Genomic DNA, 26,998 nt, shown 5'->3' on the forward strand with positions numbered 1-26,998 from the left:
CCCCTACCCTGTTTTCCGCGCGGCTTGAACGCCGCGTCGTCGCTTGCCGTCTACGCGGGCCGGAAGCCAGCTCGCACAAGCGCCCCTCTGGCCTCGTCCGAGCCGAGTGCGTCAAGAAACGCCTGCACCGCAGGCCGCTGCTTTCGTGCCGTCACCAGCGCAAAGTCATAATGCTCTTCCGCGAACGGAATGAAACCGAGGCCGACCGCATGGGCGACCGGCGCAATGGTCATGCCCCAATCGGCACGGTGCTGCGCGACGGCCGCGGCGACCGCATTGTGCGACCGCGGCTGGTTCCAATAGCCTTCCGGGCGCGCACCGCCGAGCAATCGGTCGATCAGGATGCGCGTGCCGGCGCCCTGGTTGCGGTTGACCATGATGCAGCTGGCATCAGCAAGCGCAGCCGAAACCGCTTCCTTCGCGCCGAGTCCCTCGAAGCGCTTGTCGCCGTTGCGGTACACAATGCCCTGCATCCGTCGCCAGCCCGGCACGAGTTCAAGTCCCTCGACGAGATAAGGCGTGTTGTAGGTCTCGCTGTTGTCGTCGAACAGATGGATCGGCGCGAGATCGCATTCGCCGCGCTTCGCTGCCGCAAGTCCGCCGAGGCTGCCGACCGCAATCGAGCGCACCGTGAGGCCCCCATGCGCGAGCGGGGCAGTGACGAGATCGAGGCCGGTGCAATGGCTGCCGACGATGACGAGATCGGGCACCCGCACATGCGGCGTAAACAGCGTGACCTCGGCCTCGGTCCCGGGCGGCATCTGGTCCGCTAGCGCGTCGATGCGCAAGAAGCCGTCGGCCTGCGCAAACGAGGTAATCGCACCGGAGCCCTTGCCGGAGGGATAGGCAATCAGGCCGGTCTTGCCCTCGACCAGCGAGACCATGACGAATTCGGTGCGGCCAAGCTCGGAGGCGATGCGCACCGGCACGGTCGCACTCACCTTGGCATCAGAGCGCGGCGGCAGCCCGGCCAACTTGCGCAGCGCCGGCACGATCATGTCGTGGAAGGTGAACATCGCCGAGGTCGGAAAACCCGGCAGGATCACCACGGGCTTGCCATCGCACACCGCAAGGCACAGCGGCTTGCCGGGCTTGAGCGAGACGCCATGCGCGATAATGCCGGGCGTACCGAGCCGGCCGATGATGCGATGGGACAGGTCGCCCGCGCCTTTCGACGTGCCGCCCGAGAGCACCAGCATGTCGGAATCGGCCAGCGCCTGGCGCATGGCGGCTTCGAGCTTGGCTTCGTCGTCGGGAATGGCGCCGAGGAAGACTGCCTCGCCGCCGTTCTCATCGATCGCGGCCGCGACGATGGCACCATTGGTGTCGTAGATCGCAGCAGGAGCAAGCGCCTCGCCAGGCTGCACCAGTTCGTCGCCGGTGGAGATCACCGCGACGCGCGGCTTCCGCGCAACTTTCACCTCAGCGATGCCACAGGCCGCCAGCATACCGATCTCGCGCGAGCCGATGATCGTGCCGGCGCGCAGCAACGCCTCACCGCGCGCGATGTCCGATCCGGCGTACGACACGAACTGCCCCGGTGACGCGGCGCGACGGACATCAATCGCGTCAGCACCGGCCGGCTGAGTATGTTCAACCATGACGACGGCGTCGGCGCCACGCGGCAGCGGGCCGCCGGTGGCGATCGGCGTTGCGGTTCCTGCCGCCACTTGCAGCGCCGGGGCCACACCGCAGTGAATCGTTTCGCCGTTCAGCGCGAGGCGCACGGACGCGCCCTCGCCGGCCGTCGCAAGATCCGCCGAGCGCACGGCAAAGCCATCGACGTTCGAACGATCGAACGGCGGGACGTCGATCGGTGCGGTGGTGTCTTCAGCCAGTGCCGTGCCGAGCGCATCGGCAAGCTTGCGTTGCTCGCTGGGGATCGCGCGCGGGAATAGGGCCACCTCGAAGCGTGCCAGTGCCTCCTCACGCGAGAGGATCTTGAGGAATTGCTCCTGTTCGAGCGCGCTGCGATCTGGGGCTTTTGGGATCATCGTCATGCCGGAACCCATATCATTCCCGCATCAGATAAGCATCGACCGGCTCGCCTGCCGCAAATCCCTCATGGCTGGCGGGAATGAGCAGCCATGCATCCGCTCTGGCGATGGCGTGGAGCGGCCATTCACCGACCGCAAGCGGCATCCACGTTTTATGTTCCTCGGCCAGCAGAGCGATCTCGGCAATGCCGACGCTGGAAGCGATTTTTCGCGCCAGCGGCTGCGTCACTCGGCGGCGTGGCTGCCGCGCCGATATTTTGTCGATGAGCGGAAGCACCAGCGCGAGCCAGACCGCGAGCGCCGGAGCGGGTGCCCCTGGCAAGGCGACGACGGGAACCCTTCCGAGCCGCCCAGCGGCCGCGGTGCGTCCGGGCTGGAGCGCAAGGCCATGGGTGAATTCGGCCCCGCATTGAGCCAGCGCCGTGACGGCGGCATCCTCGCGACCGACGCCGCTGCCACCGATCGTCAGCAGCAGATCGCAGGCGGAGACATCGAGCGCCTCCGCGATCGATGTCGCGTCGCGCGCGCAGGCTTCATGCGCACTCGCATCCAGTCCCGCAGCGCGTGCGATGCCGGCGATCATCTGCATCGTCGCCGTTGCGCCCGGCGCATTGACGATGCGCAGCCGCGGCCGCCTGACGCTCAGCCTTTCGCTGCCAGCCACGCGCGCGAGCATCAGAGCTGCCGCACCGATGAGGCATCCTGCAGCGGCTGCAGAGGAGCGTTCGGCTATGTCGCTACTTGCGCGACTGACACCTTGCCCCGGCACACCCTCGGCAAGCACTTGGGCGAGCGGTCCCGCCATTTCGACCGCGCCGGCATCGAGCACGCAGTCGCATCCCGCCGGCATCGCTTCGCCGGCGTCGACCCATACTGGAGGCTCGCTCAAAGGCAGCGGCGAATAGGAGGACGCGCCAACGAGGTCGTTGGCGCGCAATGCCCAGCCATCCACGGCGGCGATGTCGCGCGGCGGATAGGCTGATAGCAACGGCATCCCCGCGGCGATACAGCCGACCGCTTCAATCAGCGGCAATTCGACCGCCGCGACCGGATCAATGCCCCGCAGCAGCGCAGCGAGCGCGGTGTCGAGCGGCGTGAGCGAAGGTGGCAAGCGCTGGGTCATGCCTCATGATGGACCACGCATCTCGCAATTTGGCAACCGCTCGCGCCTCGACCATCAACCGCCCTGCTTGGCGGCGTTCGGAAAAAACACCTGTTGCCCGTCGACCTTGTAGCCGGCGATCGCCGCCTGCCCCTCCGGCGAGATCAACCAGTCGATGAAGATCTGACCCAGTTCCTTCCTGACGTTCGGATGCTTCTCCGGGTTCACCAGCATCACGCCATACTGGTTGAGCAGCCGCTTGTCGCCCTCGACGACGATGTCGAGATCACCGCGATCCCTGAAGGCGATCCAGCTGGCGCGGTCCGCGAGCACATAGGCATTGGCCGTGCGGGCGGCGTCGAGGGCAGCGGTCATGCCCTTCCCGCTCTCGCGATACCAGGCGCCCTTGGTCTTGGCGATGTCGATGCCGGCGACGATCCAGAGCGCGAGCTCCGCCGCATGGGTGCCGGAACGATCGCCGCGCGTCACGAACGGTGCCCCCTTGGCCTCGATCGCCTTCAGCGCGGTCGCGATGTCCTTGCCCTTCACGCCGGCGGGATCGCTCTTCGGCCCGATCAGCACGAAATCATTGTACATCACGTCGTAGCGCTTGGTGGCAAAACCGTCAGCGACGAATTTCTCCTCCTGCGGCCGGGCGTGCGTCAACACCACATCGGCCTCGCCTCTCCGCGCGCCGTCGAGCACCTCGTCGCTGCGGCGCGCGATCACCGTCACCTCGATGCCGGTCTTGTCGCGGGCGATCGGCAACAGATAGTCGAGCAGGCCGGAGTCCTGCGTCGATGTCGTCGAGGCCAGCACAATCGCACGCTCCTCGGCAGGCGAGGCCGCGATGCCCCCGGCAAGGCCGCAGAAAAGCGCAAATGCAACGGTCAGTCGGCGAACAGCCATGACGGGTTCCCATCGAACAAGACGCAATCATGATGATCGATTGCGCCGCACTCGTGACGGATTTGACCTGCGCGGAAGCAACAGGAGATAGAGATGGACTCTATCTGCTACCGAAACGACAACGTCGAGGTGCGGCAGTCGGGAAGTTTCGGCAATCAATCAACCGGCACGTTGATTGCAAACGCGGCACAAGGCCCGCACCATTCGACCGTCGCAAGATCGTCAACCAAAATCGAAACACGTGTCAGGATGTGTTGCAAAGCAACGAGATCATCAGGCATGGTTCGCGCGGACTGAAATCGAAGTGCAGAATTCCACCTGCGTTGACCGCCAAAAAGAAGCAAGAATTTGCATAGGAATGCAGGATGGAATTCCTGACGACCAGTGAAGCCGCGGACTATCTCCGTCTCGGCGAACGCAAGCTCTACGAACTCGTCACCAACGGCGCGATCCCCTGCACCAAGGTGACCGGCAAATGGCTCTTCCCGCGGCATGAGCTCGACCTCTGGGTACTGTCGGGAATGGCGCGTCCGGCCGGCATGCTGACGGCGGAGCCGCCACCGGTGGTGGGCGGCAGCCAGGACGAGCTGCTGGACTGGAGCCTGCGTGAATCAGGCTCCGGCCTGGGATCGATGACCGAAGGCAGTGCGCGCGGGCTCGAGCGCCTGCAACGCGACGAGGTGATGGCAGTCGCGGTGCACTTCCACAGCCTCGACGCCGAAGGAAATCTCGCCTCCGACGCCAGCGCGACGGCGCTGCGGGACGCGCCTGACCTGCATGATGCGCTGCTGATCGCCTTCGTGCGCCGCGAGCAGGGCCTGGTGCTGCCGCCGGGCAATCCGAAGCGGCTGCGTGGCCTCTCCGACGTGCTCGCGCTCGGCTCGCGGATGGCGATGCGGCAACAGGGCACAGGCGCGCAGATGCTGCTCGACGTGCTGCTGACGCGCGCGGGCGCCTCGATGCGCGATCTGCGCCGGGTCGAGACACCTGCCTTCAGCGGACCGGATCTCGCCGAATTGGTCCGCGCCGGGCAGGCCGATTGCGGCGTTGCGACGCGCGCGGCGGCGCGCTCCGCGGGCCTCGATTTCGTGCCGCTGGTCTGGGAGAATTTTGACCTCGCGATGCGGCAGCGCAGCTATTTCCGCCCTGCCATGCAGGCCCTGATCCGGCTCCTGAGCGAACGGCGGCTGCGCCAGCGCGCCGAGGAGCTCACCGGCTACGATCCCTCGCCCGCCGGGCAATTCCGCTTCGCGGCCTGACATTGACGCCCACCCCCTAATAGTTGCAAAAGAAACCAATTCAGCCGGGCCATACCCGGGACAAGCAACTCCGGCCAACGAGCCGGATCAGGGGAGGACAAGCGTGAATCCAGCGAGATTTGGACTGCCGGTCGCGGCCGCCTTGACTGCGGCGCTGCTGTCGGGTGCGGCGTCGGCGCAGGTGTCCGACGACATCGTCAAGATCGGCGTGCTCACCGACATGAACGGCCCCGCCTCCGCACCGACCGGCCAGGGCTCGGTGACGGCGGCGCAGATGGCGATCGACGATTTCGGCGGCACCGTGCTCGGCAAGCCGATCAGCATCGTGATCGGCGACCACCAGCTCAAGGCCGATGTCGGCGGTGCCATCGCGCGGCGCTGGTACGACGTCGATCAGGTCGATCTGATCGTCGACGTGCCGGTCTCGGCCGTCGGCCTCGCGGTGCAGAACGTCGCCAACGAGAAGAAGCGGCTGTTCATCACCCACTCCACCGGCACCGCCGATTTCCACGGCAAGTTCTGCTCGCCCTACGCGATGCAGTGGGTGTTCGACACCCGCGCGCTCGCGGTCGGCACCGCGGACGCCGTGGTGAAGCGCGGCGGCGACAGCTGGTTCTTCATCACCGACGATTACGCCTTCGGCCACTCCCTCGAACGTGACGCCTCCAGCGTCATCACCGCCAATGGCGGCAAGGTACTGGGCTCGGTGCGGCCGCCGCTGGCGACGCCCGACCTCTCCTCCTTCGTGCTGCAGGCGCAGGCCTCCAAGGCCAAGATCATCGGCATCGCGGCAGGCCCGCCCAACAACATGAACGAGATCAAGACCGGCTCGGAGTTCGGCGTGTTCAAGGGCGGCCAGCAGATGGCCGCACTGCTCGCGCTGATCACCGATATCCACGGCCTCGGTTTGCAGGCAGCGCAGGGCCTGTTGCTGACCACGTCGTTCTACTGGGACATGGACGACAAGACCCGCGAATGGTCGAAGCGCTATTTCGCCAAGATGAACAAGATGCCGACGATGTGGCAGGCCGGCGTCTATTCCAGCGTGACGCACTATCTCAACGCCATCAAGGCGACCGGCACCGACGATCCGCTCAAGGTCGCGGCGAAAATGCGCGAGACCCCGGTCGAGGATTTCTTCGCCCGCAACGGCAGACTGCGCGAGGACAATCTGATGGTGCACGACCTCTGGCTGGTGCAGGTGAAGACGCCGGAGGAAAGCAAATATCCGTGGGACTATTACAAGATCCTCGCGACCATTCCGGGCGACAAGGCGTTTGGCCCGCCGGACCCGGCGTGTGCGATGGTGAAGAAGTGAGGAAGTGACGGTCGCTCAGGCGGCCGTCACTTCACCACGCCAATCTCGCGAAAATACTTCATCGCACCCGGGTGAATCAGCTCCGGCTTCGGCGCCGCCGCGACCGTGTTCGCCGCGGTGGTCTCGCAGGCCTGCGCGAGCTTCTTGCAGAAAATCGCCTCAGCGCCGCGCAGCGTCTTTGCGAGTCGATAGGCGACATCGTCGGGCAGATCCTCGCGCGTCAGCACAAAACTCCAGGAGCCGAGCGAGGCGATCGGCTCGGACTGTTTGGGATAGGAGCCGGCCGGCACAGTCAGCGGCTTGAGGAATGCATGCTTGGCGCGGATGCGCGTGATCTCCTCTGCGGTCGGCGCGATGAACCGCGCGCCTGATGCGCCCGAGGCGACGGCCGCAAAACCCGGCCAACCAATGCCGGCGCCCCAGAGTGCTGCGACGCGGCCATCCTCGACCATCGCGGGCCCATCGCCGGCGCGATCGAGGTAGACGGATTTGAAGTCTTCGTCCTGCTTCAGGCCGAGGCCGTCGAGCACATAGCGCGCCAGGATCGGCAGGCCCGAGCCTCTGGCGCCGAACGCAACGGACTGGCCGACCAGGTCGTGAATGGTCCTGTAGGGACTATCCGCCCGCACCACGAACATGCCGGGGTTGGAATAGATCGCGGTGAGAATCTTCAGCCGCACCGGCGCCCGCCCGATGCCGGCAAAGGCCTCGTAGGCCGGCTCGCCCGCGACCAGCGCGAGATCGAGCTCGCCCTTCTCCAGCAGCGGAATGTTTTCGTTGCTGCCCTTGGTGTTGCGCGGGGCGATGGTGAGCGAGGCATCCGCCGCGTTCATCACCTCTGCGAAGGCATTGCCATAGAGCGGGAAACCCCCGCCCGGCGTCGCGGTGCCCAAGCTGATTGTGGTGGTCGAAATGGCGTTGCCTCCGGTTTGAGCAGCAGCGGGACTGGCAAGGGAATTTGCGAGCAGCGCCGCACTGACGAGAATCGTGATCGCGAATTTCATGGTCGTTCCGGCTGCGCCTGCGTCAACACCGACCTGCGGCGATGTAGGCAGCGGGCGGTTTTTGTGAAAGCATGGCCATAACGATAATAGAACAATGGGAGACGTCATGTTGCGAATTTTGCGTAGCGCTTTTTTCGGGTTGGTTTTTCTTTTCGGTCTTTTCGCCGCCTCCCCACCCGCCTCCGCCGCCGACTACCCCAACCGCCCCGTGCACTGGCTGATCGGCTTTGCCGCCGGCGGCCCGGTCGACATCGTCGCGCGCATCATGGCGCAGGCGCTCTCGGATCGCCTCGGCCAGCAAGTCATCGTCGAGAACCGCGCCGGCTCCGGCGGCAACATCGCAGCCGGTGCTGCGATCAATTCGCCGGCCGACGGCTACACGCTGTTGTTCGTCGCGCCCAACAACGCGATCTCGACCTCGCTCTACAAGAAGCTGCCGTTCGACTTTCTGCGCGACACCACGCCGGTCGCGAGCATCATGCAGCTCACCAACATGCTGGTCGTCTCCAACGCGTTTCCCGCCAAGACGGTGCAGGAGTTCATCGACTATTGCAGGGCCAACCCCGGCAAGATCTCGTTCGCCTCATCCGGCAACGGCACCTCGGTGCACATGTCGGCGGAGCTGTTCAAGGTGATGACCAAGTGCGACATGGTGCACGTGCCCTATCGCGGATCGGCGATCGCCTTCCCCGACATCATCTCCAACAAGGTGCAGCTGATCTTCGACAATCTGCCGTCCGCGCTGGAGCAGTCGAAGGGCGGCAATGTCCGCGCGCTGGGCGTGACCTCGCCGCAGCGCTGGCCCGCCGTGCCCGACGTGCCGGCGATCGCCGAGACCGTGCCGGGCTTCGAAGCGGTCGGCTTCTACGGCATCTCCGCGCCGAAGGGCACGCCGGGCGAAATCGTCGAGATCCTCAACAAGGCCGTCGGCGATGCGCTGAAGGACCCGAAGGTGGCGGCGCGGCTGACCGAGAACGGCGGCATCCCCAGGCCGATGACGCCCGCCGAGTTCGGCAAGCTGGTCGCTGACGAGACCGACAAGTGGCGCAAGGTCGTGGAGTTCGCCGGGGTCTCGGTGGACTGAGCGGGCGGCCCGCCGCGGGCCGATAGCTCGCGAACGCAGCGCGAGGGGGACCTGCGGGTCCCCCTCCAAACAAAAACTCAAAAACAACCCCATGCACAGTAGAAAAGCTGGCAATTTCAGCGGGTTACAGAACCGAAAACGAACACCACCGCAAAAGCCGTTTGACACGTCGGGCAAAACAGTGGCATAAGCCCATCATCACAAAATTCGGTTATTCGGAATATCCCCGGCAATGCGGCGCCGGCGTTTCGATCGGCGCGCCCCGGCATTGCACCCCCGCCTCCGGCCCTGTAAACGAACCGCGCACCGTTGCCGGCCGCGCATTCCCGCAGGCCGTCTCGCGGCGGGGCCTGTAGCTCAATGGTTAGAGCCGGCCGCTCATAACGGTCTGGTTGCAGGTTCGAGTCCTGCCGGGCCCACCAGCCTTCGCTCGCTTCGCGAGCTTCGGCCAGGCAAGCGAGCGCCGCGAACTCTTAGCGAAGCTCGCGAAGGCTGTCGCGCCGAAGCCCGCAGGGCGAAGGCGGACGGACCATCGGCTACGCGTGGCGCGGCCACGCGGAGAGCGCAGAGCGAAGCGTGGTGTCCGGCGAAGCTGGAGCGCAGCGTAAGCGAAGACGGACGGGTCCCGTCGCCCAACAGGCAGGGCAATCGCATATGAACTTGGCGAGGGCCTGGGCAAGCGCCTCGTCCTTCGAGACGACCGCTACGCGGTCTCCTCAGGATGAGGCTGAGTGGCAGCTTTGCCCGGTGAGATTACTGCCACAGCCACACACTCCGTCCTCATCCTGAGGGCCCGCCGAAGGCGGGCGTCTCGAAGGATGGCCGCAGGCGAGCTCGCCATAAAATCAATGACGCAGCCATCACCGGATTTTCCGGTGGACTGGCTGATCTCATTCGCGACATGATCAAGATCACGACGCTCTTGACCCTCTCACGCCTGCCTCTCTCATTCCGGAACCGAACATGCGCAAGCTTCTGGCGATTTTGGTGATCTCGTGCTGGGCGACTTTGGCTTACGCACAAAAGCCCGACCTCCAAAAGGCCGACCTCGTGGTCACGAACGCAAAAATCGTGACGCTGGATTCGGCATCGACGACCGCGCAGGCGATCGCAGTCCGCGAGGGCAGAATCGTTGCCGTCGGCGGCAACGATGCCATGGAAGGTCTGATCGGGCCCACGACGCGCCGCGTCGACGCAGGCGGGCGCACGATCATTCCGGGATTGATCGATTCCCATATTCACGCCGTGCGCGCCGGTCTCACCTACGCGACCGAGGTCAACTGGATCGGCGCAAAGACCATTGGCGAGGCGATGGACCGCTTGCGCCAGGCGGCAAAGGCGCGCCCATCTTCCTGGATCATCGTGGCCGGTGGCTGGAGCGAATTGCAATTTGCGGAGAAGCGGCGGCCGACGCTCGCCGAGGTGATGTCGGCGGTTCCCGACAATCCGGCTTACATCCAGCTGTTCTATTCGGCATTGCTGATGACACCGAAAGCACAGCAGGCCCTCGAGATATCAGCGGATCAATTGCCGGCCGGCATCACGGCCGAGCGCGCTGCATCGGGCGAAGCCACAGGCTGGTTCAACGGCACCATCGTCAGCATCTCCGCACTGTTCGATCGCCTGCCGCGGCCGAACTTCGAGGACAATGTCGCAGGCACAAGGCAGTTCTTCACAGAGCTCAATCGTCTTGGAATTACCGGGATCGTGGATCCCGGCGGCTTCAGCATCTATCCCGGCCACTACGCTGCCTTGCAAAAACTCTGGCGCGACAAATCACTGTCGGTGCGGGTCGCCTTCAGCCTGTTCGCCCAGAATGTCGGCGCGGAATTCGAGGAGTACAAGAGCCTCACGCCATTCCTGCCGATGGGCTTCGGCGACGACATGCTGCGCTTCAACGGCATCGGCGAGCGCATCACCGGCGCCATGTACAACAACAACGCGCCCGACGCCGCCGCCAAGGCAAAATTCCTCGAGATCGTTCGCTGGGCAGCCAAGCAAGGGCTGACGGTCACCATCCACTGGCAGGAAGACAAATCCGTCCATGAGCTGCTCGACCTCTATGAAGAGGTCAACAAGGAGACGCCGATCGCGCCGCTGCGCTGGTCCATCGCCCATCTCGACAACACCACGCCGGAAACGTTGGCGCGGATGAAGGCCCTTGGGATCGGCTGGACCATGCAGGACGCCATGTATCTCGGCGGCGACCGTATCGTGGCGCAGGCCGGCGAAGGGGCGCGCACCATGCCGCCCATCGGCACGGCGTTGCGCATGGGTGTCCATGTCGGCGCCGGTACGGATGCGCATCGGGTCGCATCCTACAATCCGTTCGTTGCGCTGCAATGGATGCTCGACGGCAAGACCGTCGGCGGCCTGTCGACGCGCGGCCCGGACGAAACACCGTCCCGCGAAGACGCGTTGCGGCTATATACCGTGGGAAGCGCCTGGTTCTGCTTCGACGAGACGCGGCGCGGCACGTTGGAGATTGGCAAGCTCGCGGACTTTGCGATCCTCGACCGGGATTTCATGTCGGTGCCGGTCGAGCAGATTGGCGCGACGGCGTCTCTGCTGACGGTCGTGGGTGGCAACGTTGTGTACGCGGGGCATGTTTTCGTGAATGCGAAATGAGGGCTAGTGGATGGAATCTAACACTTGGTGCCCTCTCTTGACGGCGGCGATGATTTTGTCGGGGTTGGCGGTCCATGTGAAGGGCTTCGGGTCGGCGTTGGTTTCGGCGACGAAGCGGTTGATAGCGGCCTGGAGATCGACGACGGAGTGGAAGACAGCGCGCTTCAATCGACGCCGGCTGAGCTTGGCGAAAAACCCCTCGACGGCGTTGAGCCAGGAGCACGAGGTTGGTGTGAAGTGGAAGACGAAACGCGGGTGGCGATCGAGCCAGGCGCGAACGTTCGGATGCTTGTGGGCGGCATAGTTGTCGAGAATGACGTGGATGATCTTGCCGACCGGAGCCTTCGCCTCGATGGTGTTCAGAAATCGAATGAGTTCCTGATGACGATGGCGCTGCATGTTGCGCCCGATGACCGTGCCGTCGAGGACGTTGAGAGCAGCAAACAGCGTCGTGGTGCCGTGCCGCTTGTAATCGTGTGTCATGGTTCCGAGCCGGCCCTTCTTCAGCGGCAGGCCCGGCTGGGTGCGATCGAGGGCCTGAATCTGGCTCTTTTCGTCGACCGACAGCACGATGGCGTGGGCCGGCGGATCGACATAGAGCCCTACAACGTCGCGCAGCTTGGCGACGAAGTTCGGATCGTTCGAGAGCTTGAACTGTCGGCATCGATGAGGCTGGAGCCCGTGCGCCTTCCAGATGCGACGGACCGCGCTGGCACTGATGCCGCTCGCCTGCGCCATCAGGTCGGCCGTCCAGTGGGTCGTCTCAGTCGGCGGATCGGCCAACGTGAGAGCGACCACACGCTCGGCCACCTCCGGGCCGAGCCCAGGGATCCGCGAGGGGCGCGTCTTGTCTCGCAGGAGGCCGTCGACACCCTCTTCCATGAACCGCTGCTGCCAGCGCCAGACGCAGGTCTTGGATGTGCCGGTCCGCCGCATGATCTCGTTGGTGCCGACGCCGTCGGCGCTCAGAAGCACAATGTCCGCTCGCCAAGCGTGCTTCTGCGGGGCGTTACGGTCCCTGGTGATCGCTTCAAGCCTACGGCGATCTGGTCGTGTGATCTTGATGGATATCCCGGTGCGCATGCGCGAGACTCGCACGCGCGTCGAACAAAGGGAACCCCTAAAGGGACTCTTATGTTAGGCAGGGACCACTAGACGCATGCCATGTTGCTCTCACGGATCTCGGCTTGTTGTTCGCTGCAGCGATATTTGAGACTACGGCGACAGTGCACAAATTCGGCGTTCAAAATCCGATTAGCCGCAACTCTTAATTTAGGAAACGCGCCAAACGGATCGCTCTCAGTTTGCCTGCTGGACCCGTTTCAGCGAGTCTAGAAGACGACTACCGGCACCTACGATCTTCGAAAGCACCTTGATCTGCTCACGGAGTGATACATTTTCAGTCGGAATTGGATAGTTGATCTGGTGATCGACTTCGCCCCAAATTTCTTCGAACAAGGTGCGGACCTGGACCTCGCAGCACAGCCTCGAATCCGCGCGAGGTTTCACCAGATAATGAATGCTTGTGTAGGAAGTCGATTTCTCCGAAACCTCGACATCGAACAGATTGAAGTAGGCCGCAGCCTCTGGATCCCATGTATATGCTTTAGGGCGCTCGGCAAGGAACCAATCCCCCTCAGCCACTTTCTTGCGGATCACGGCGTCGATCTCAGAGAAGTGCTCTTGGAACAAATGCAATATCCGGACACCAGCAAGGTCTGTAACTTTGGCGTAGAAGTCGTTGAGGGTGATGGACTTGCCTTCGGCGGCCTTACGCACGACTTTAGCGCGCAGATGTCCGGGATCTTTCAAGCGACTTTTGGATGAATGCACTAGCCGATGGCCGTCAACGACGAGAGATGGATTCTCGCCAATGTACCGCTCAACCCCGGACATGAAAATTCCCAAGTCATGCGTCATGGCCTTGTATGCTGCTTCAATTGCATCCAGTTCTGCATCGGCCGGGATCGGCAGATGCTGAACGGCAACCCCTTCCTCCACGGGGCCGGATACCGCTAACTCCACCGAACCTGCTGTTGCATTGTCGTCCGGCCAGTCGTTTGCATCTGGACTCAAAGCTGGGCCACCCTTTCGAGGAAGTCTTTGGCGAAGGCGTGGTAGCTGTCTTGGGTTGCTTCGTACTTGCCTCGGTTACCGCCGATCGTGCTGCTGTCCTCGCTTGCGAGTTGGATGCTCGGCAATTTCCACATGGGCTTGTGATACTTTTGCGACATGCTGGGAAAGGTGTTGTGGCTGTGAATAACAGCGGTCTTCCCGATCGAGCCGTTCAAGATTTTCTTGAAGGGCAGGGAATTCTCCGCATCTATAAACTTGGAGATCGTCTGAGGTATCTGTTGAGCGTAATGATAATGTGCAGTGGCCAGATCTAGGTCGTTGCCCAAGCCGCCATAACGTTTCGCATTGTAGATAGTATAGCCGATGAGCTTGACAAACTTCTTCGGAAACTGGTCGCGCTTCGAATCTGACAGCAATTGAAAAATGGTATCAAACTGCTTGCGCCAAAGGCGCAGGGCACTGCCAATGTTTCGGATACCGTAAACTGAAAACAAGTCAGGCGCGCAGGGAATAAGAAAGCCATCTGCCAGCGTCAGTAGATGCCGATTGAGAGCGCCTAGGCTGGGTGAGGTATCGAAGATCACGAGTTCATACCCGTTTATCTGCGCAAATTGGTGAGCGATTTGGCGCACCCGCGTTGCCGTTCGGATAGCCAGCGGATCGCCTTGATAGATGCCGCTCCATCGCTCGCCTATTTTTGCCTCGAAGAGATGAAGTGTCAGGCGGCCAGGTATGAGGTCAACGTTCTCGGCCAGCTTAACAGGCGGCGGCAAGTTGTTGATCTCGCCGGTGCCGTCTTCCGTGGGCTTAAGATCGAAGTGGATTGATCGCGGCTCCTGAAGCATCTTCTGAAAATCCAGTGCCGGCGTCTGCTTTCTCGCCGCAGCGAAATCTTCAACAAAGTCGTCTTCGGCCGCCCAGACCTCATGGATACGCTCCATTTCGAGCGAGAAGATCGTCAGATTGCACTGGGGATCGAGGTCAATCAGCAGGACCTTTTTTCCAAGCTCGCCAAGCGCGTGAGCCAAGTGATAGGTCAAGGTGGTCTTTCCGACACCGCCCTTATTATTGAATATGGTTACAATCTTCGGTGCCATCAACTTCCCCGAGAAATTCTCTCTATCTAATCAATATTTCTCCCCCAGCATAGATGCGAAATACTAGAATTTAGTACAATTTCGTACAACGGGTCACGCGCGCCAGTGCACGTAATGATCTCGACCGCTACCGCGCACCCAAAGCCTCGTGAATTAAGTGCACTGTCAACGTAATCTGAACCGACATTCTTGGGCTCCCCCAGCATAACCGGCGCGGATCTCCGGGCGCGTGGCGCAAACGACATGGCCTGACCCAGGACATGCTGAGGCTCGCACTTCAGGTCGGTTCACGCCAGACCATCATTGCCTGGGAGAAATCGACCGAACTCCTCCATCGGTACGTCCACCTGGCCCTCATCGGCTTGGAGCACGCGGACGGGCACCAGTTCATGACCGGCTACCGGTTCTCGGCATCTGAGGCGCGTCAGGCACGCAAACAGGCGTCACTCTGAGGGCCTTGAAATCGTGCGTGTGACGCATAAATCGTTGCCTAGAATTACGGTGACAGTGCACTCAATGCCCACGCCGCCCTTGGTAGGTCGAAGGTTGGCGCATTGAATTCATCGTCTCCGTAATCCGCCTTCCGCCCGCTCGTATTCAAGGCTTCCTAAACTTGAGCACGAACTCGTCCTTGGGTTGGGGTGGGTCGGGCGTATTCTTGTCTCTGGGATCGTTCGGATTGCGCAAGAAGTTTCCTTCGTCGACCAGTCTGAAGCCGGCCGCCTCAACCTCCTGCCGAAGAAATGCTTCTTCTATGCGGTGCAACGTGCCGGATTCGGAGATGCCGGTCCCCGGTCGCCCCGCGTGATCGGCGACAACATAGAAACCTCCCGGCTTGAGCGCGCGGAAGATCGCCTTGTTCATCGCCGCGCGGTCCACGCCGAGGTGTCCGAGGTCGTGATAGTTGAACATCAATGTCACGAGATCGAGGCGCTCACCCTCGAGCTCGGGTGAGACAGGGTCTTCAAACGGTCGGGCGAGCGCAACGATGGGGGCTGCCTGGACGCCGTTGCTTCGGAGAGCGTTGTCACGTTCGGCAAGCGCCACGGAGGACGGACGTGGCGCGGTTGGAGGCGCGGCAGTTGCCGCAGCAGGCGCGGCGGTCGGGTTGCTATTGCCCTCGGGCGCGGCCCGGGACGCCACGACCTGGTTCGGATCGCGCGGCCGGCTTTGACCGTAAACCTTGCCGGCGGGGCCGATCGCACGCGCGAGCAATTCCGTGGTGTAACCGCCGCCCGCGCTGATATCGAGTGCGACGATACCGGGGCGAATCCCGATGAAGCCCAACATCTGCTCGGGCTTGCGGCGCTGATCGTTGGTTCGATCTGCTGCAGTGCGATCAGCGCTCTTCACGATTTGCGCGATTTGCTCGGAGGAAAGTGGTTGCTTCTCCTGCGCACTCGCGACGTAAGTGTTGAGGAGCAGGCCTGCGCTGACCGCAATCGCGGCCAACAGAACCTTTCTTCTGGCGTTCATGGACTTGCTCATCGCTCTCTGGTCATTCCGATCTCAAGGACAAAACTGCGCAATGATCCTAGACGACTTGCGTTTTCCGGCCAATGATCGGCGGGCATCGAATGTCCCGGCAATCGCAGCTACGCTGCCATGCCTTTTCGCAGGCACGGTCCGCCAGGCGGGCCACCCAATCGCGATACTCTCTTCCTTCGAGCGACGGTGACTGCACTGGACTGCACCCCTCCAGTGAGACACGACAGTTACAGTGACAGTGGGTTTCTCGCGATGCGTCAGCGCGCCTTGCTCACCGCCGAATCGTCTCGCGACGGCTCGGAGCGTTCATCCACTCACCCTCTATCCACCACGCACTCCGCACCATCGATCACGTACGCTGCGTGACGAAAATCCCTGATGGTGGCGAGCTTGCCGGCGGACCAGTTCAGCAGCATGAAATATTTCGCCCGCCCGTCCGGCTCGTTCGGATCGAACACCAGGATCGCGGGGCGCCCCTCGACCTGCCCCGTCACCAGGTGCCAGTCGCTGACCTTCGAATAATTGCCGAAGTAATTCGAGACTTCGGCCTTGCCTTTCAGCCTGGTGCGGTTGACGAGCTCGAGCCTGACGTCGTCGGCGATCATGGCTCGGATCGCATCGAAGTCGCGGGCATTGAAATGGCCGACATAGGCATTGAGCCGCGTGCGATCGGCCTGCGACAGGCCCGGCTGCGGCATATCGTCAGGCTCCCCGGCAAACTCACGCAGCTGAGTGCGCCCGCGATGCAGCGCGGCCTTCACCGCCGGCAGGCTGAAATCCATGATGCCGCAGACCTCGGCAAGCGAGCAGCCGAGCACGTCCATCAGGATCACGCTGGATCTCTGAGCCGTCGACAGCCGCATGAAGGTGCGCAGGCTGGTCGCAGCGATCTGGCGGCTTTCCACATCATCGAGCTGGTCGGCGATCATGTCCACCTCCTCAGCCGAATGCAGCCCCGCTTGCCGGTTGCGGCGACGCAGGAAATCCAGCGCAGTGTTGTGCGCGATGCGGAACAGCCAGGCCTCCGGATTGACGACGGGCGCGGCCGCCTGCACCGCTTCCATCGCCTTGATCAGCGCATCCTGAAGCACGTCCTCGCCGTCGATGACCGAGCCAACCATGCGCGCGCAGTAGCGATGCAGTTTCGGTCGCATCCGCGCCAGCAGGGGCTCGATATCGATATTGGCCAGCGGGTCTGGCGCCATTGCTTCTCCGCCTCGCCTGTTCAGGATTCGTCCAGCATACGGTAGTTGCCGACGATCTTCACGTCACGAACCAGCGGCGGCTCGGCGCAGCGGTCGCGGATGCCGTCCTGGAACGCCTGAAACGCCTTGAGTTTCGGAATCGGGCTCGATCCGTCCTCGGTCGCGGCCTCGACAAAATGGATGAACGTGTCGTCCTCCAGCCGCAGGGTCAGATAGCGTACGCCGTCCGGGCTGGCCGCCTTCAATTCCGCAAATACGGCCGAAACCAGCTCGGCGTTCCTGTCGGCCAGCTCCGGCTTGGCCTTGTATCTGATCAACGTCCGCTTCATCGCGCGCTCCTTGTTCATGTCGCGACCTGGCTCGCTCATCGCGCGCCATCTTTCCATTTTAGCATGACCTTCCCGGAAGGAGGTCGCCCCGCTTTTCCGGATCAAGGTCGCGTCAATGGCCGCGTCACCCTCCAAGGACGTTTGCCGGCCGGCAAAGGATGCGGCCCGGAATAAATTATTTTGGCCGCATCCTTTGCGCCTCCGGCCTCGTCTCACCCGCAGAACGCGCCGCGACAGGGCGGCTCGACACACGGAGACAGGGCGATGCAGACCCCTACCTTTCGCGCCGAACAGAAGTGGGTGCTTGGCGTCACCGCGCTGGCATCCTTCATGATGGCGCTGGACGCCATGATCCTCACGACGGCATTCGCGGCCATCCGCGCCGAATTCGGCAGCCCGGTCGAGACGCTGCAATGGACCGTCAACGCCTTCAACCTGACCTTTGCCGTGCTGCTCCTGGCCGGCGCCGCGCTCGGCGACCGCTTCGGTCGCCGCCGCATGTTCGCGGCCGGGATCGCCCTGTTCGTCGTTGCATCGGCGGCCTGTGCGCTCGCAGGCAATGCGAGCGCGCTGATCGCCGCCCGCGCGCTGCAGGGCGCCGGCGCCGCGCTGGTGATGCCGCTGGGGATGGCGATCCTGGGCAGCACGTTCGGCCGGGAACAGCGCGCCCGTGCGCTCGGCATTTTCAGCAGCATCATCGGCTGCGCGCTGATCATCGGCCCCGCCGTCGGCGGCTCCATCACCGAACATTTCGGCTGGCGCTGGGTTTTCTGGATCAACCTGCCGATCGGCCTGATCGCGATCGCCCTGGTGCTGGCACGCTTGCGCGAAAGCTTCGGACCGGCGGCCGCCCTGGACATCCCCGGGATATCGCTCGTCGCCCTCGCCGCGCTGGCGCTGGTCTGGAGCCTGTTGCGCGGCAACGCCGTGGGGTGGGCGAGCGCCGAGGTCATGGGCACGCTGATGGCAGGCCTGGCGTTCACAGCCGGCTTCGTGCTCTGGGAATTGCGCGCGGCCGCGCCGATGGTGCCGATGCGGCTGTTTGCATCGCGCGCCGTCGCCGCCGGCATGTCCGCAAGCGTCCTGTTCTACGCCGCGATGTATGGCGTCTTGTTCCTGCTACCGCAGTTCCTGCAGACCGCGCTGGGCTTCGACGCCTTCGGCGCCGGACTTCGCCTGCTGCCCTGGACGGCGACGCTGTTCGTCACCGCCCCGGTCGCCGGCGCGGTCGTCAACAGGTTCGGCGAGCGGCCGCTGGTGGTGACGGGACTGCTGATGCAAGCCATCGGCCTTGGCTGGATCGCGGAGATCGTGAGTCCCACGGTTCCCTACTCCGCCCTGGTCGCGCCGCTGGTGCTGGCCGGCGTCGGCGTCTCGATGGCGACGCCAGCAGCGCAGAACGCCGTCCTGAGCTCGGTCGCGGTGGCCGAAATGGGCAAGGCGTCCGGCGTCTTCAACATGGGCCGCTTCCTCGGCGGCATGTTCGGCGTCGCTGCGCTGGTCGCGAACTTCTCGGCCAACGGCGGGGTCGATTCGGTTGCGCATTTCGAGAGCGGATTCGCCGCGGCGATGAGCCTCGCCGCAACTCTGTCGCTGGCCGGCGCGATTGCGGGGTTTTTCCTCCCGGCACGGCGACGGACCGCCGGCGCGGCCGCGCCGCAAGATGCGTGACGCTCACGGATGAGGGTGAACAGTGAACCTGATGACCCGCGCGGCTTTTGGCGGGTTCGGGGCTCAGGAATTGTATCCCACACTGTTCACCGCAATTCGTGGCGCAGCCACGGCAGGCCGGAACGGCGAAGCGTGGTGTCCGGCGTAGCTGGAGCCACGCGGAAGCGAAGACGGACTGACATCGCGAATTTCGTATCGGGAACGTTGAACCTCAGCCTAGTCCATACAGACTAATCATCACCGGGGTTTTGCATTACCCGCCTCGGGGCTGGAACGCCGCCGCCTGCGATTCATTGAGCAGGCGGCGTTTTTGCTTCCGACATGCCCCTCCGGGGCCGGCGAGAGCGCCAGGATATTCGCGCAGGCACGGATTGCGACCACTCGCCCTAGCCTAGGTGAATGCACACCAGGATAATTCGCTTTCCCCTAATTAGGACAGGAAACGTGACGCAGGCGGTTTGGGAAGATGAGATAGCGAAGCCCGGTTCTCCTCTTTGTGCTTGCGGCCGAGAACCGCAGGCGTAAGATTCTGCTGATTTGCAAATATGGAGGAACAGCATGGCTGCAGTCCTCATTCTGAAAGTCGCAATTATTGGATTGGGCGTTTTTTCGACAGTTCTCGCGTACACTCTCCTTGCGAACTTCTAGCGCATAGAGACGGACTGTTGCCTGCGAGCGCTAAACGAAGCCGCGCCGGTGATTGCAGGTCGGCCGAAATTTTCAGTCCCGCCAGGGGTGGCTGGAGTTCGCCCGACTGCGGCACCCACGGCGCATTTCGCCGGCCGAAACAATTTCGCTCTTCATCCCGGTTACAAAGCACTATTTCGTATTCACCGTTGTCTGCGTGAAATCGATAACGACGCGGCTCTGCGAGCTACATGTCACGTCGAGGCGATAGGTCAGATTTCCGTGTGCTTAATTCGTAACGTTAAAAATGTTCCGCTCCACGGACCACGGTTTTAGACTCCACCTTCAGGACGCTCCGCGCGATACTGCGCAAAGCGCCGGGGCTGGGTAAATTACTTCACCTAAACCTATTTTCCCGGATAGGCCGCTGGCGATTCCAGCGGCCTCTTGGTGTCGAGCAGCGCGCGTCCCGAACCTGCCGCGTTTCGTGATGAGTGTCCGTCGCGCAGTTCAGGTCAGATCACACCAGCTATAATGTCGCCTCGTGATTTGTCCCTCATTGCCTTCTTCTCTCGCACCTCAGTCGGTGGCCGAACATCTTTTCGAGATTCTACGATCGGTCCTCGTTCGGACGCTATAGACGACTTGTAGGCATCTCGCCCCGTGCTGAAAGAATTCTTTATGCCAATCCCCGTTTCCGCCGATGGAAGCCAATTCGATCCCCTCACTTGCCGCCGTGCTGGCGGTTACCGCGTCGGGCCGAAAGGTCACGAGGTCAAGTTTACAAACTACGCGGACGCCCTGGCCGCCCTAAGTCTCATGACAAAGCCACGGTGGCGTAGACCAATACAATGGGCAATTGGGGTCTCGTGACCGGCGTGCCGTGGATCTGAACGCCTACTGAAAAAAGCGCTAGCCCGTTCCAGTATCGAGCCGGGACGGCGCACGCTACCGGCGAAGCGACGTGTCGGATGTCTTTCAAACCAACTCCAGCCGCAATGACCGCCCGACCATCCGCGCGGCGCGCTGAAGCGTGGCCAGCGTGACATTGCCGTCCTTTGGGTCGAGCAGACGTCCAATCTGACTGCGCGACGTCTTCATGCGCTGGGCCAAATTGTTGCGAGATATGTTGTTCTCCTTCATGGCCTGCTCGATCTGCCACGCGAGGACTTCCTTGACGGCGACGGCCTCGAACTCGTCGCGCTTGCCTTCCTCACCGAGGAAATCATCGAGCGTTGTGAGTTTAACGATGGAACGGATTGCTTTCTTCTTTCTGGCCACATTCTTCTTCTCGGCCATATCAGTCTCCTTCATCTTTCAAATTCGCGGTTTCGGCGCCGTGCAAGAGCCAGGTCGTCCGGCGGTGTCTTCTGAGTCTTCTTGATGAACCCGTGAAGGACCAGAATGCGGCCCTGCTGAGCGCTGAAAAGAACGCGAGCAATCCGGTTGCTCGGCAAGGACGTACGCACCTCCCACAAGCCATCGCCCAGCGCGCGGCAAAGCGGCATACCCACCGGCCACCGGTATTGAACGCGCATGAGGTCGAGGCCTACGGCCTGGCGATCGGCGTCGTCCAGGCTCCGCAGCCAGTCCCGCACAATCTCGGTCCCGCCTTGCGTGCGGTAAAACACGACGGGTATTGTGGGGATGATTTGGCATGCTATTCGATATGACGGTATGTACCATATAATGTACGGTCCCGCAATGGCAATCCGGCTCGCCTCCTCGTTGCAGTTCGCACCGTCGAAGCAAACCGGCAAGACACTACGGACATCTGCAGCCCCCAAGGAGCCTCAAAGAAAGCCGAGATGAATGAAAATGGCAACGTCGTTGGCGTCCGGGTGGATTATCGCACTCGCCGAGCCCCCCTCACAAAGCACTAGTTCACCGCTCTCAACCGGCAGGAGACCTTCATGGTCAGTGAAAAAGGCCCGAACATCAAGAAGAAGCAGAAATGCAAAAATTGCGAGGGCAAAGGTTTGCTCAAGAAGGGCGACAAGGTGGTGAAGTGCCAGCGCTGCAAGGGCACGGGGTTGCGGTAACATCGCGGACTGCCTCTCACTTCCTAGACTCCGTCATTGCGAGCACAGCGAAGCAATCCGGAGTCCCTCCGCGGGAAGACTCTGGATTGCTTCGTCGCATCAGCGCAAAATTGCTTCGCAATTTTGTCGCGAGCTCCTCGCGATGACGGTGGAGAGAGTACGCAAGATGGCACCTAGGCATGGAATGCTCACCCCGCGCCAGCTTCGCACCAGCATCGGACCAGAAACTGCTTCAATGGGGTGCTCCGATCGCGCTCGGCAGATCCCGCAAGCACAGCTTTTCTGGTCACCTCATGAACCGTCAAGAACGCCGGGCCGCGGCCAAACAATCGCAGAAGGTCGTGCCGCAGAATCTGGCGGCCACCAAGAGTCTTGAAGCCGCGAAACAGGGCCAGTCGCTGTTCAATCTCGGCCGCTACGCCGAAGCCCTGGAATGCTTCAACATCTTCGCCGGGCTCAATCCTGACGTCGCTCCGCTGTATCAGACGCGCGGGCTTTGCCTGCAGCGGCTGGGCCGGTTCGAGGAGGCGCAGGCCGACTTCGAGCGGTCGATTGCGCTGAATCCGAGCGAGGCGGAAACGCACAAGAACCTCGGCACGCTTCATTCGCGATTCGGCCGGATGGAGCAGGCCTTTGCGAGCTTCGATCGCGCGCTCGCGCTTCGTCCGGATTTTTCCGCAGCGCTCAACGAAAAGGCGCGGGCGCTGTGGAGCGTGCAATTGCTGGACGAGGCTTTCGCGGCCTTTCACCAAGCGCTCGCGGTCGAGCCTGGCAATGCGGACACGATCTGGAATCTCGCGCTGCTGCAGATGCTGACCGGAGATTTCGAGCGGGGCTTGTCGGGACGCGAGGCGCGCTGGAAAGCCTCGTCTCTCGGCCTCGTCGATCGCGGATTTTCCAAACCCCTTTGGCTTCGCGACCAGCCGCTCGAAGGCAAGACCATCCTGCTTCATGCCGACGAGGCCCTGGGCGATTCAATTCAGTTTGCGCGCTACGTGCCCCTCGTGGCCGAGCTCGGCGCTCAAATCATCCTGGAGGTCAAGCCTGCCGTCCAGCGGCTCCTGGCCGACGTGCCCGGCGTCGCACGATGCATCGACCGATCGTCTGTGACGTCGCTGGCGTTCGACCTGCACTGCCCGCTTGGAAGCCTGCCCCTTGCGTTCGGGACGCGGCTCGACACGATCCCGTTCGCGGAAGGCTTCCTGCCGGCGCCGGCGGCGCGCGTGAAGGCGTGGCAAGACCGGCTTGAAGACCGTCTCGAGGACCGGCTTGGTCCCCGCAATCGCCTTCGCGTCGGCCTGGTCTGGTCGGGGGACCCCGGTCACAAGAACGATCACAATCGGTCGATATCCCTGCGCGCGCTTGTGCCGTTGCTGGATTGCGACGTGCAGTTCGTCTCCTTGCAAAAAGGCATGAGGGATCAGGACCGCGCCTTCCTCCGCGAACGCCGTGATATCGTCGACCTGACGGAGCAGCTCACTGATTTCAGCGACACGGCGGCGCTGGTCTGCTGTCTCGACCTGGTGATCTCGGTCGACACCAGCGTCGTGCACCTTACAGGCGCGCTGGGCGCGCCCGTCTGGACCATGCTGCCCTTCAACCCGGACTGGCGCTGGCTGCTCAATCGCGACGACAGCCCGTGGTATCGGTCCATGCGACTGTTCAGGCAACCGAAGCGAGGCGACTGGGCCAGCGTCGTGGACAACGTTCGCGGCGAACTGGAGGCCTTGGTGTCCGCGTGGCGCAACCGCCACAACGCGAATGACGAACCGGTAGCTGCCGTCGCCTCCTAACCCTCCACCCGATACAGCCGCCACCGCGCCGGCACGCCCTTGAGCTGGTGACTGCCGTGATCCCTGAGGCGGATCTGGGGCTGCGTCACCAGCAGATCCTTCACCGCACGCGAGACCAGGACTTCGCCGGCGCGCGCTTTTGCGGCGACGCGGGTGCAGATGTGGAAGGCGAGACCCACCATTTCGCCGCCGCTCATCGTGTACTCGCCCGCATGCAGGCCGACCCTGATATCGAGCCCGAGCGTGCGCACGGCCTCCCGGATCGCGGTCGCGCAATTGATGCCGGCGGCCGGCGCTTTGAAGGTCGCGAGCACGCCATCGCCGGTCGTCACGACTTCCTTGCCGCGCGAAGACTTCAGCTCTTTGCGAACCGCCGCGTAATAGAGGCTCACCACCTTGGTCCAGCGCGCATCGCCGAGCTTCGCGGCCTTTGCCGTCGAGCCGACGATGTCGACGATCAGGATCGTGGCGAGCGCCTGCTTGAGGTCGGCGCTGCCGGTGGCGGATTTGCGCCGGGCCGCGATGGCACCTGGCAGCGGTTCATAGTCATGGCTGCGCCGCCGCGCGATCGCGGATTTCGCGTACTCCTGGGCGCGCTCCGCCGTGCCACAGCGAACTGTTTTCTCCTGCGGCAGACGCGTCCAGTAAACCACGCGTCCCTTTCCGGCGCCCTGGACCTCCACGGCGCCCCATTTCAGGAACACCGCCGAGCCGACTCGCCGCACGCACCACGCTTTCGACGTGTATCCTGATACGTTCGACTGATGCAGGCCGATGCGTAGAAATTTGGGCATGAATGCGCGGCCAATCGCTGGACCAACTTGGCGGACCTAGAGCGTAGTTGGACGCCCGCGCGTTGGCAACAGCACGCGCGAGCGCGGCCGTTACGTCTCCGCACCCGGCTGAAACGCAAACAGTTCGATCGGCTCGCTGAAGCCCCGCACGGCGTGCCGGCCGACCCGCTCGAGCTCGAACTCCGGCGCCACCAGCTCCGCAAAGTCGCGCGACAGCAGCACCGGCCTGCCGACCTGCTTGGTGAGCGTCTCCAGCCGCGAGGCCATGTTGACGGCGGGACCGATCACGGTGAAATCGAGCCGGCTGGTCGAGCCGATATTGCCGTACATGACGTCGCCGACATGGACGCCGATGCCGTAGTTCATCGGCGCACGGCCCGTTCCGTTGTTGCGTTCGTTCAGCGCAGCCATGGCCCGGCGGGCCTCGGTCACGGCGCGCAGCAGATTGGCGCAGGCGTTCGGCTCATGAAGCGGGAAGATGGCGAGCAGGCCGTCGCCGATGAATTTCAGGATCTCGCCACCGTGCCGCACGATCGGGTCCGACATCGCGTCGAAATAATCGTTGAGGAGATCGATGACGTCGTCGCGCGGCCAGTTGTCGGAGATTTTCGTGAAATCGCGCAAGTCGCAGATCATGATCGCGGCGCGCACTGTCGTGCCGGTGCCGCGCCGTGTGGCGCCGGCGAGGATCAGCTCGCCGGCATGGGTGCCGACATAGGTCTCCAGCAGCGTCCGTGCCAGGCGGTTCTTGATGCGGATCTCGCTGACCAGCGCCAGCACCGGCAACACTTTCTTCAACGCGGCGACATGGGCATCGTCGAAACCGCCGGGACGGTCGGTCGAGAACGTGACGAGATGCCGCTTGCCGAGGGTGTGGTAGAGCGGCCACGCCACATAGTCGGTCAGGCCTTTGGCCCGCATCTCGTCATAGAGCGCGTGCTTGCGGCCGAGCGCCGGATTTCGTTCGAGATTCTCACGCACTTCGGTTGCACCGTCGAACATTTCGTTGGCGGGGCTGCCGATATATTCCGACCGTTCCCTGACATCGAAATCGACCCGCGCAATCTCGGCCTCGCGCATGCCGTCGGACCACATGAATCGGGCCCCCAGCCATTGCGGGTGCTGGATCATGACGTGAAGCGTCGACCGCTTGAGCGGAATGCCGGCCTGCTGGAGGCGGATGCACATCTCGGCAAAGATGTTGTCGATGAAGCGCTGGTCGCGCGTACCGTTGGTCAGCCAGTCGACGACGCCGTCGCTGCCGGAGTGGATCAATTCATCATTTCGCGGCGCGCTCATCATCTGCCTCTGGACGGCGGTCTTTCGTCCCGGTCATATCGTGTTCCGGCGCGGCCGCGTCAACCTAGCCAGTTGCACGGATTGTGCGCATCGCTCTGGTGGGCAGGATCGCCGTTCAGGCGACGATTTTGATCGACCCCAGCACGGCCAGCCCCGAAACGAGCGCGAGTGTCGACGCACCGGTCAGTTCGACCTTCAACGTGTTTTCGTGCGAAATCTCAAAATTCTCACCATCGAGACGGATGCTGCAGTCACCGCGCGCCGCGTAGAGCAGATGCGTGCCGGCGGGCAACGGCCGCTCGCCGGGCTCCCTGAGCGCCCCAAGTTCGATCTCCACCGCCCCGCGCCGCGCCATCAGATTGACGACCTCGACCGGGCCGGCCTCGAGCTCGGTGACGATCTCATGCTCGCCGGTGAAGCGCACGGTCGTGAACGGCTCGCGCTCGTCGAATTGCTGCCCCGGAGCCTTGAGCACCAGCCCACGCCCGCCGACCACCATCTGCAAGCGGTCGATGCCGGGCATATGGGAGAACGGCCCGGGCGCCACAATCGGCGTGGCGGCAAAGCGCCACAGCAGGCTGTCCCAGTCTTTCACCGCCGCATCGGTGCGATGCGCGTCCGCGATATCGGTAAAGATGCCGCCGCCGTTCTTCCAGGGTGAACGGGTGTAGTCTTCGGATGTCAACAGCGTGGTCTTCATATACGGGCATCCAGTCGTGGATCATCCGCCCATCATTAATCGCCTCACGCCTTCGCGTCGAGGTTCAGCCTGGTGCTGAGCTCGTTGACGAGCGAATCCACGAACTGGTTCTGATAGGCCGAGATGCCGTTGAAATTGACGGGGCCGCCGGCCAGCACCAACAGGCCGCCGCCGGAAACCGTCGCGTCGGTGCTGCCGCCGGCTGATTTGGCGTCGAGCTTGCCCATGGCGTCGTCGAGCTGCGCTGAGGTCTTGTCGTCCATCTCGCCGTTGGCCTGCAGCGTCGCCAGCAGCGACTGATAGGCGCTTGAGAGATCGGCGCCCGTACCCGTCTCGGCAGTCGCGGAGAACGTGCCGTTGGTCTTGCCGCTGTAGCTCTTGTAGGTCAGCGATTCCGTGGTGGTGCCGTCGCTGTTGGCGTGGCTGTCGAGCATCAGCTCGAACGCGCTGCCATAGGCGCCCGTGGTCAGCATGTTCGGATCGTTCGGATTCTTGTTCTTGCTCGCGCCGGATTTGTCGGAGCCTGCGGTCCAGTTCGGCGGGACAGTGTAGCTGACGCTGGTCAAAATCGTCATT

Annotated in this window: 25 protein-coding genes, 1 tRNA gene and 1 pseudogene; 11 read left to right on the forward strand and 16 right to left on the reverse strand. The window is 63.0% G+C overall.

Going from position 1 to position 26,998, the window contains the following annotated elements:
* Window positions 1-50 precede the first annotated feature (50 nt).
* Genes ABIA96_RS27410 through ABIA96_RS27420 form a run of 3 tightly spaced genes read right to left on the reverse strand, consistent with a single transcriptional unit; the run spans window position 51 to window position 4,008 of the window.
* Window positions 51-2,000 (reverse strand): molybdopterin biosynthesis protein, encoded by a 1,950-nt coding sequence (locus ABIA96_RS27410; RefSeq protein WP_354140157.1) that lies wholly within the window; start codon window positions 1,998-2,000, stop codon window positions 51-53.
* Window positions 2,001-2,013: 13 nt separating this feature from the next.
* The gene (locus tag ABIA96_RS27415; RefSeq protein WP_354140158.1) at window positions 2,014-3,120 is read right to left on the reverse strand and encodes a molybdopterin-binding protein; all 1,107 of its coding nucleotides are present in this window, start codon (window positions 3,118-3,120) and stop codon (window positions 2,014-2,016) included.
* A gap of 54 nt (window positions 3,121-3,174) precedes the next feature.
* The gene (locus ABIA96_RS27420; protein ID WP_354140159.1) at window positions 3,175-4,008 is read right to left on the reverse strand and encodes an ABC transporter substrate-binding protein; all 834 of its coding nucleotides are present in this window, start codon (window positions 4,006-4,008) and stop codon (window positions 3,175-3,177) included.
* A 29-nt stretch (window positions 4,009-4,037) separates the two neighbouring features.
* Here ABIA96_RS27420 and ABIA96_RS27425 point away from each other — a divergent pair, with 29 nt between their 5' ends.
* The 3 genes from ABIA96_RS27425 to ABIA96_RS27435 all read left to right on the forward strand — a co-directional run bounded on the left by ABIA96_RS27425 (window position 4,038) and on the right by ABIA96_RS27435 (window position 6,585).
* Window positions 4,038-4,364, forward strand: coding sequence for a hypothetical protein (locus tag ABIA96_RS27425; protein WP_354140160.1), 327 nt, complete (start codon window positions 4,038-4,040; stop codon window positions 4,362-4,364).
* Window positions 4,365-4,373: 9 nt separating this feature from the next.
* Window positions 4,374-5,267, forward strand: a complete 894-nt coding sequence (locus ABIA96_RS27430) for a substrate-binding domain-containing protein (RefSeq protein WP_354140161.1) — start codon at window positions 4,374-4,376, stop codon at window positions 5,265-5,267.
* A 103-nt stretch (window positions 5,268-5,370) separates the two neighbouring features.
* Window positions 5,371-6,585 (forward strand): ABC transporter substrate-binding protein, encoded by a 1,215-nt coding sequence (locus tag ABIA96_RS27435; RefSeq protein WP_354140162.1) that lies wholly within the window; start codon window positions 5,371-5,373, stop codon window positions 6,583-6,585.
* Window positions 6,586-6,611: 26 nt separating this feature from the next.
* Here the strand turns inward: ABIA96_RS27435 and ABIA96_RS27440 are convergent, their stop codons facing one another.
* On the reverse strand, window positions 6,612-7,589 hold the full coding sequence (locus ABIA96_RS27440; RefSeq protein ID WP_354140163.1) for a TAXI family TRAP transporter solute-binding subunit: 978 nt from the start codon (window positions 7,587-7,589) through the stop codon (window positions 6,612-6,614).
* A 106-nt stretch (window positions 7,590-7,695) separates the two neighbouring features.
* Between ABIA96_RS27440 and ABIA96_RS27445 the strand changes: the two genes are divergently transcribed.
* The 3 genes from ABIA96_RS27445 (at window position 7,696) to ABIA96_RS27455 (ending at window position 11,301) form a co-directional block, all read left to right on the forward strand.
* On the forward strand, window positions 7,696-8,673 hold the full coding sequence (locus tag ABIA96_RS27445) for a Bug family tripartite tricarboxylate transporter substrate binding protein (RefSeq protein ID WP_354140164.1): 978 nt from the start codon (window positions 7,696-7,698) through the stop codon (window positions 8,671-8,673).
* Window positions 8,674-9,019: 346 nt separating this feature from the next.
* Window positions 9,020-9,095 (forward strand) — tRNA-Ile (locus ABIA96_RS27450).
* A gap of 541 nt (window positions 9,096-9,636) precedes the next feature.
* Entirely contained in the window at window positions 9,637-11,301 is a 1,665-nt protein-coding gene (locus ABIA96_RS27455; RefSeq protein WP_354140165.1) for an amidohydrolase, read from the forward strand.
* A gap of 3 nt (window positions 11,302-11,304) precedes the next feature.
* Here ABIA96_RS27455 and ABIA96_RS27460 read toward each other — a convergent pair whose 3' ends face one another.
* The 3 genes from ABIA96_RS27460 to ABIA96_RS27470 form a co-directional block, all read right to left on the reverse strand.
* Window positions 11,305-12,384 (reverse strand): IS630 family transposase, encoded by a 1,080-nt coding sequence (locus ABIA96_RS27460; protein ID WP_354140166.1) that lies wholly within the window; start codon window positions 12,382-12,384, stop codon window positions 11,305-11,307.
* A gap of 216 nt (window positions 12,385-12,600) precedes the next feature.
* Window positions 12,601-13,377, reverse strand: a complete 777-nt coding sequence (locus tag ABIA96_RS27465; RefSeq protein ID WP_354140167.1) for a RelA/SpoT domain-containing protein — start codon at window positions 13,375-13,377, stop codon at window positions 12,601-12,603.
* The gene (locus tag ABIA96_RS27470) at window positions 13,374-14,474 is read right to left on the reverse strand and encodes a ParA family protein (RefSeq protein WP_354140168.1); all 1,101 of its coding nucleotides are present in this window, start codon (window positions 14,472-14,474) and stop codon (window positions 13,374-13,376) included. Before ABIA96_RS27470 ends, ABIA96_RS27465 begins: the two co-directional genes overlap by 4 nt.
* A 260-nt stretch (window positions 14,475-14,734) precedes the next feature.
* On the opposite strand from ABIA96_RS27470, the gene ABIA96_RS27475 reads away from it, so the two are divergent.
* Complete coding sequence (locus ABIA96_RS27475; protein ID WP_354140169.1) at window positions 14,735-14,926, forward strand: hypothetical protein; 192 nt, start codon at window positions 14,735-14,737, stop codon at window positions 14,924-14,926.
* Window positions 14,927-15,071: 145 nt separating this feature from the next.
* On the opposite strand, the gene ABIA96_RS27480 is transcribed toward ABIA96_RS27475, so the two are convergent.
* From ABIA96_RS27480 to ABIA96_RS27490, 3 genes are all read right to left on the reverse strand, one after another.
* Entirely contained in the window at window positions 15,072-15,950 is an 879-nt protein-coding gene (locus tag ABIA96_RS27480; RefSeq protein WP_354140170.1) for a class I SAM-dependent methyltransferase, read from the reverse strand.
* Between the two features lie 326 nt (window positions 15,951-16,276).
* Window positions 16,277-17,167, reverse strand: a complete 891-nt coding sequence (locus tag ABIA96_RS27485; RefSeq protein WP_354140171.1) for a sigma-70 family RNA polymerase sigma factor — start codon at window positions 17,165-17,167, stop codon at window positions 16,277-16,279.
* Window positions 17,168-17,187: 20 nt separating this feature from the next.
* Window positions 17,188-17,496 (reverse strand): hypothetical protein, encoded by a 309-nt coding sequence (locus tag ABIA96_RS27490; RefSeq protein ID WP_354140251.1) that lies wholly within the window; start codon window positions 17,494-17,496, stop codon window positions 17,188-17,190.
* Window positions 17,497-17,760: 264 nt separating this feature from the next.
* On the opposite strand from ABIA96_RS27490, the gene ABIA96_RS27495 reads away from it, so the two are divergent.
* Entirely contained in the window at window positions 17,761-19,167 is a 1,407-nt protein-coding gene (locus tag ABIA96_RS27495; RefSeq protein ID WP_354140172.1) for a DHA2 family efflux MFS transporter permease subunit, read from the forward strand.
* Window positions 19,168-20,772: 1,605 nt separating this feature from the next.
* Here ABIA96_RS27495 and ABIA96_RS27500 read toward each other — a convergent pair.
* Both ABIA96_RS27500 and ABIA96_RS27505 read right to left on the reverse strand, forming a co-directional pair.
* On the reverse strand, window positions 20,773-21,093 hold the full coding sequence (locus ABIA96_RS27500) for a helix-turn-helix domain-containing protein (RefSeq protein ID WP_354140173.1): 321 nt from the start codon (window positions 21,091-21,093) through the stop codon (window positions 20,773-20,775).
* An 11-nt stretch (window positions 21,094-21,104) separates the two neighbouring features.
* Window positions 21,105-21,425: a type II toxin-antitoxin system RelE/ParE family toxin gene (locus ABIA96_RS27505; protein WP_354140174.1), complete on the reverse strand. Its 321-nt coding sequence runs from the start codon at window positions 21,423-21,425 to the stop codon at window positions 21,105-21,107.
* Between the two features lie 282 nt (window positions 21,426-21,707).
* Here ABIA96_RS27505 and ABIA96_RS27510 point away from each other — a divergent pair, with 282 nt between their 5' ends.
* From ABIA96_RS27510 to ABIA96_RS27520, 3 genes and pseudogenes are all read left to right on the forward strand, one after another.
* Window positions 21,708-21,836: a hypothetical protein gene (locus ABIA96_RS27510; RefSeq protein WP_283816809.1), complete on the forward strand. Its 129-nt coding sequence runs from the start codon at window positions 21,708-21,710 to the stop codon at window positions 21,834-21,836.
* A 293-nt stretch (window positions 21,837-22,129) separates the two neighbouring features.
* Window positions 22,130-22,447, forward strand: a pseudogene (locus ABIA96_RS27515) (tetratricopeptide repeat protein); the annotation flags it as partial.
* Between the two features lie 108 nt (window positions 22,448-22,555).
* On the forward strand, window positions 22,556-23,629 hold the full coding sequence (locus ABIA96_RS27520; protein WP_354140255.1) for a hypothetical protein: 1,074 nt from the start codon (window positions 22,556-22,558) through the stop codon (window positions 23,627-23,629).
* Here the strand turns inward: ABIA96_RS27520 and ABIA96_RS27525 are convergent.
* The 4 genes from ABIA96_RS27525 to ABIA96_RS27540 all read right to left on the reverse strand — a co-directional run bounded on the left by ABIA96_RS27525 (window position 23,626) and on the right by ABIA96_RS27540 (window position 26,997).
* Window positions 23,626-24,423, reverse strand: a complete 798-nt coding sequence (locus ABIA96_RS27525) for an adenylate/guanylate cyclase domain-containing protein (RefSeq protein ID WP_354140175.1) — start codon at window positions 24,421-24,423, stop codon at window positions 23,626-23,628. The two genes, ABIA96_RS27520 and ABIA96_RS27525, sit on opposite strands and share 4 nt — an antisense overlap.
* A 90-nt stretch (window positions 24,424-24,513) precedes the next feature.
* Entirely contained in the window at window positions 24,514-25,722 is a 1,209-nt protein-coding gene (locus tag ABIA96_RS27530) for an adenylate/guanylate cyclase domain-containing protein (protein ID WP_354140176.1), read from the reverse strand.
* 115 nt (window positions 25,723-25,837) lie between these two features.
* Complete coding sequence (locus tag ABIA96_RS27535) at window positions 25,838-26,422, reverse strand: HutD/Ves family protein (RefSeq protein WP_354140177.1); 585 nt, start codon at window positions 26,420-26,422, stop codon at window positions 25,838-25,840.
* Window positions 26,423-26,466: 44 nt separating this feature from the next.
* A complete protein-coding gene (locus ABIA96_RS27540) occupies window positions 26,467-26,997 on the reverse strand; it encodes a hypothetical protein (protein ID WP_354140178.1) in 531 nt (176 codons plus the stop codon).
* Window position 26,998 lies beyond the last annotated feature (1 nt).

The sequence above is a fragment of the Bradyrhizobium sp. LB11.1 genome (genome assembly GCF_040549385.1).
Lineage (GTDB): Bacteria > Pseudomonadota > Alphaproteobacteria > Rhizobiales > Xanthobacteraceae > Bradyrhizobium.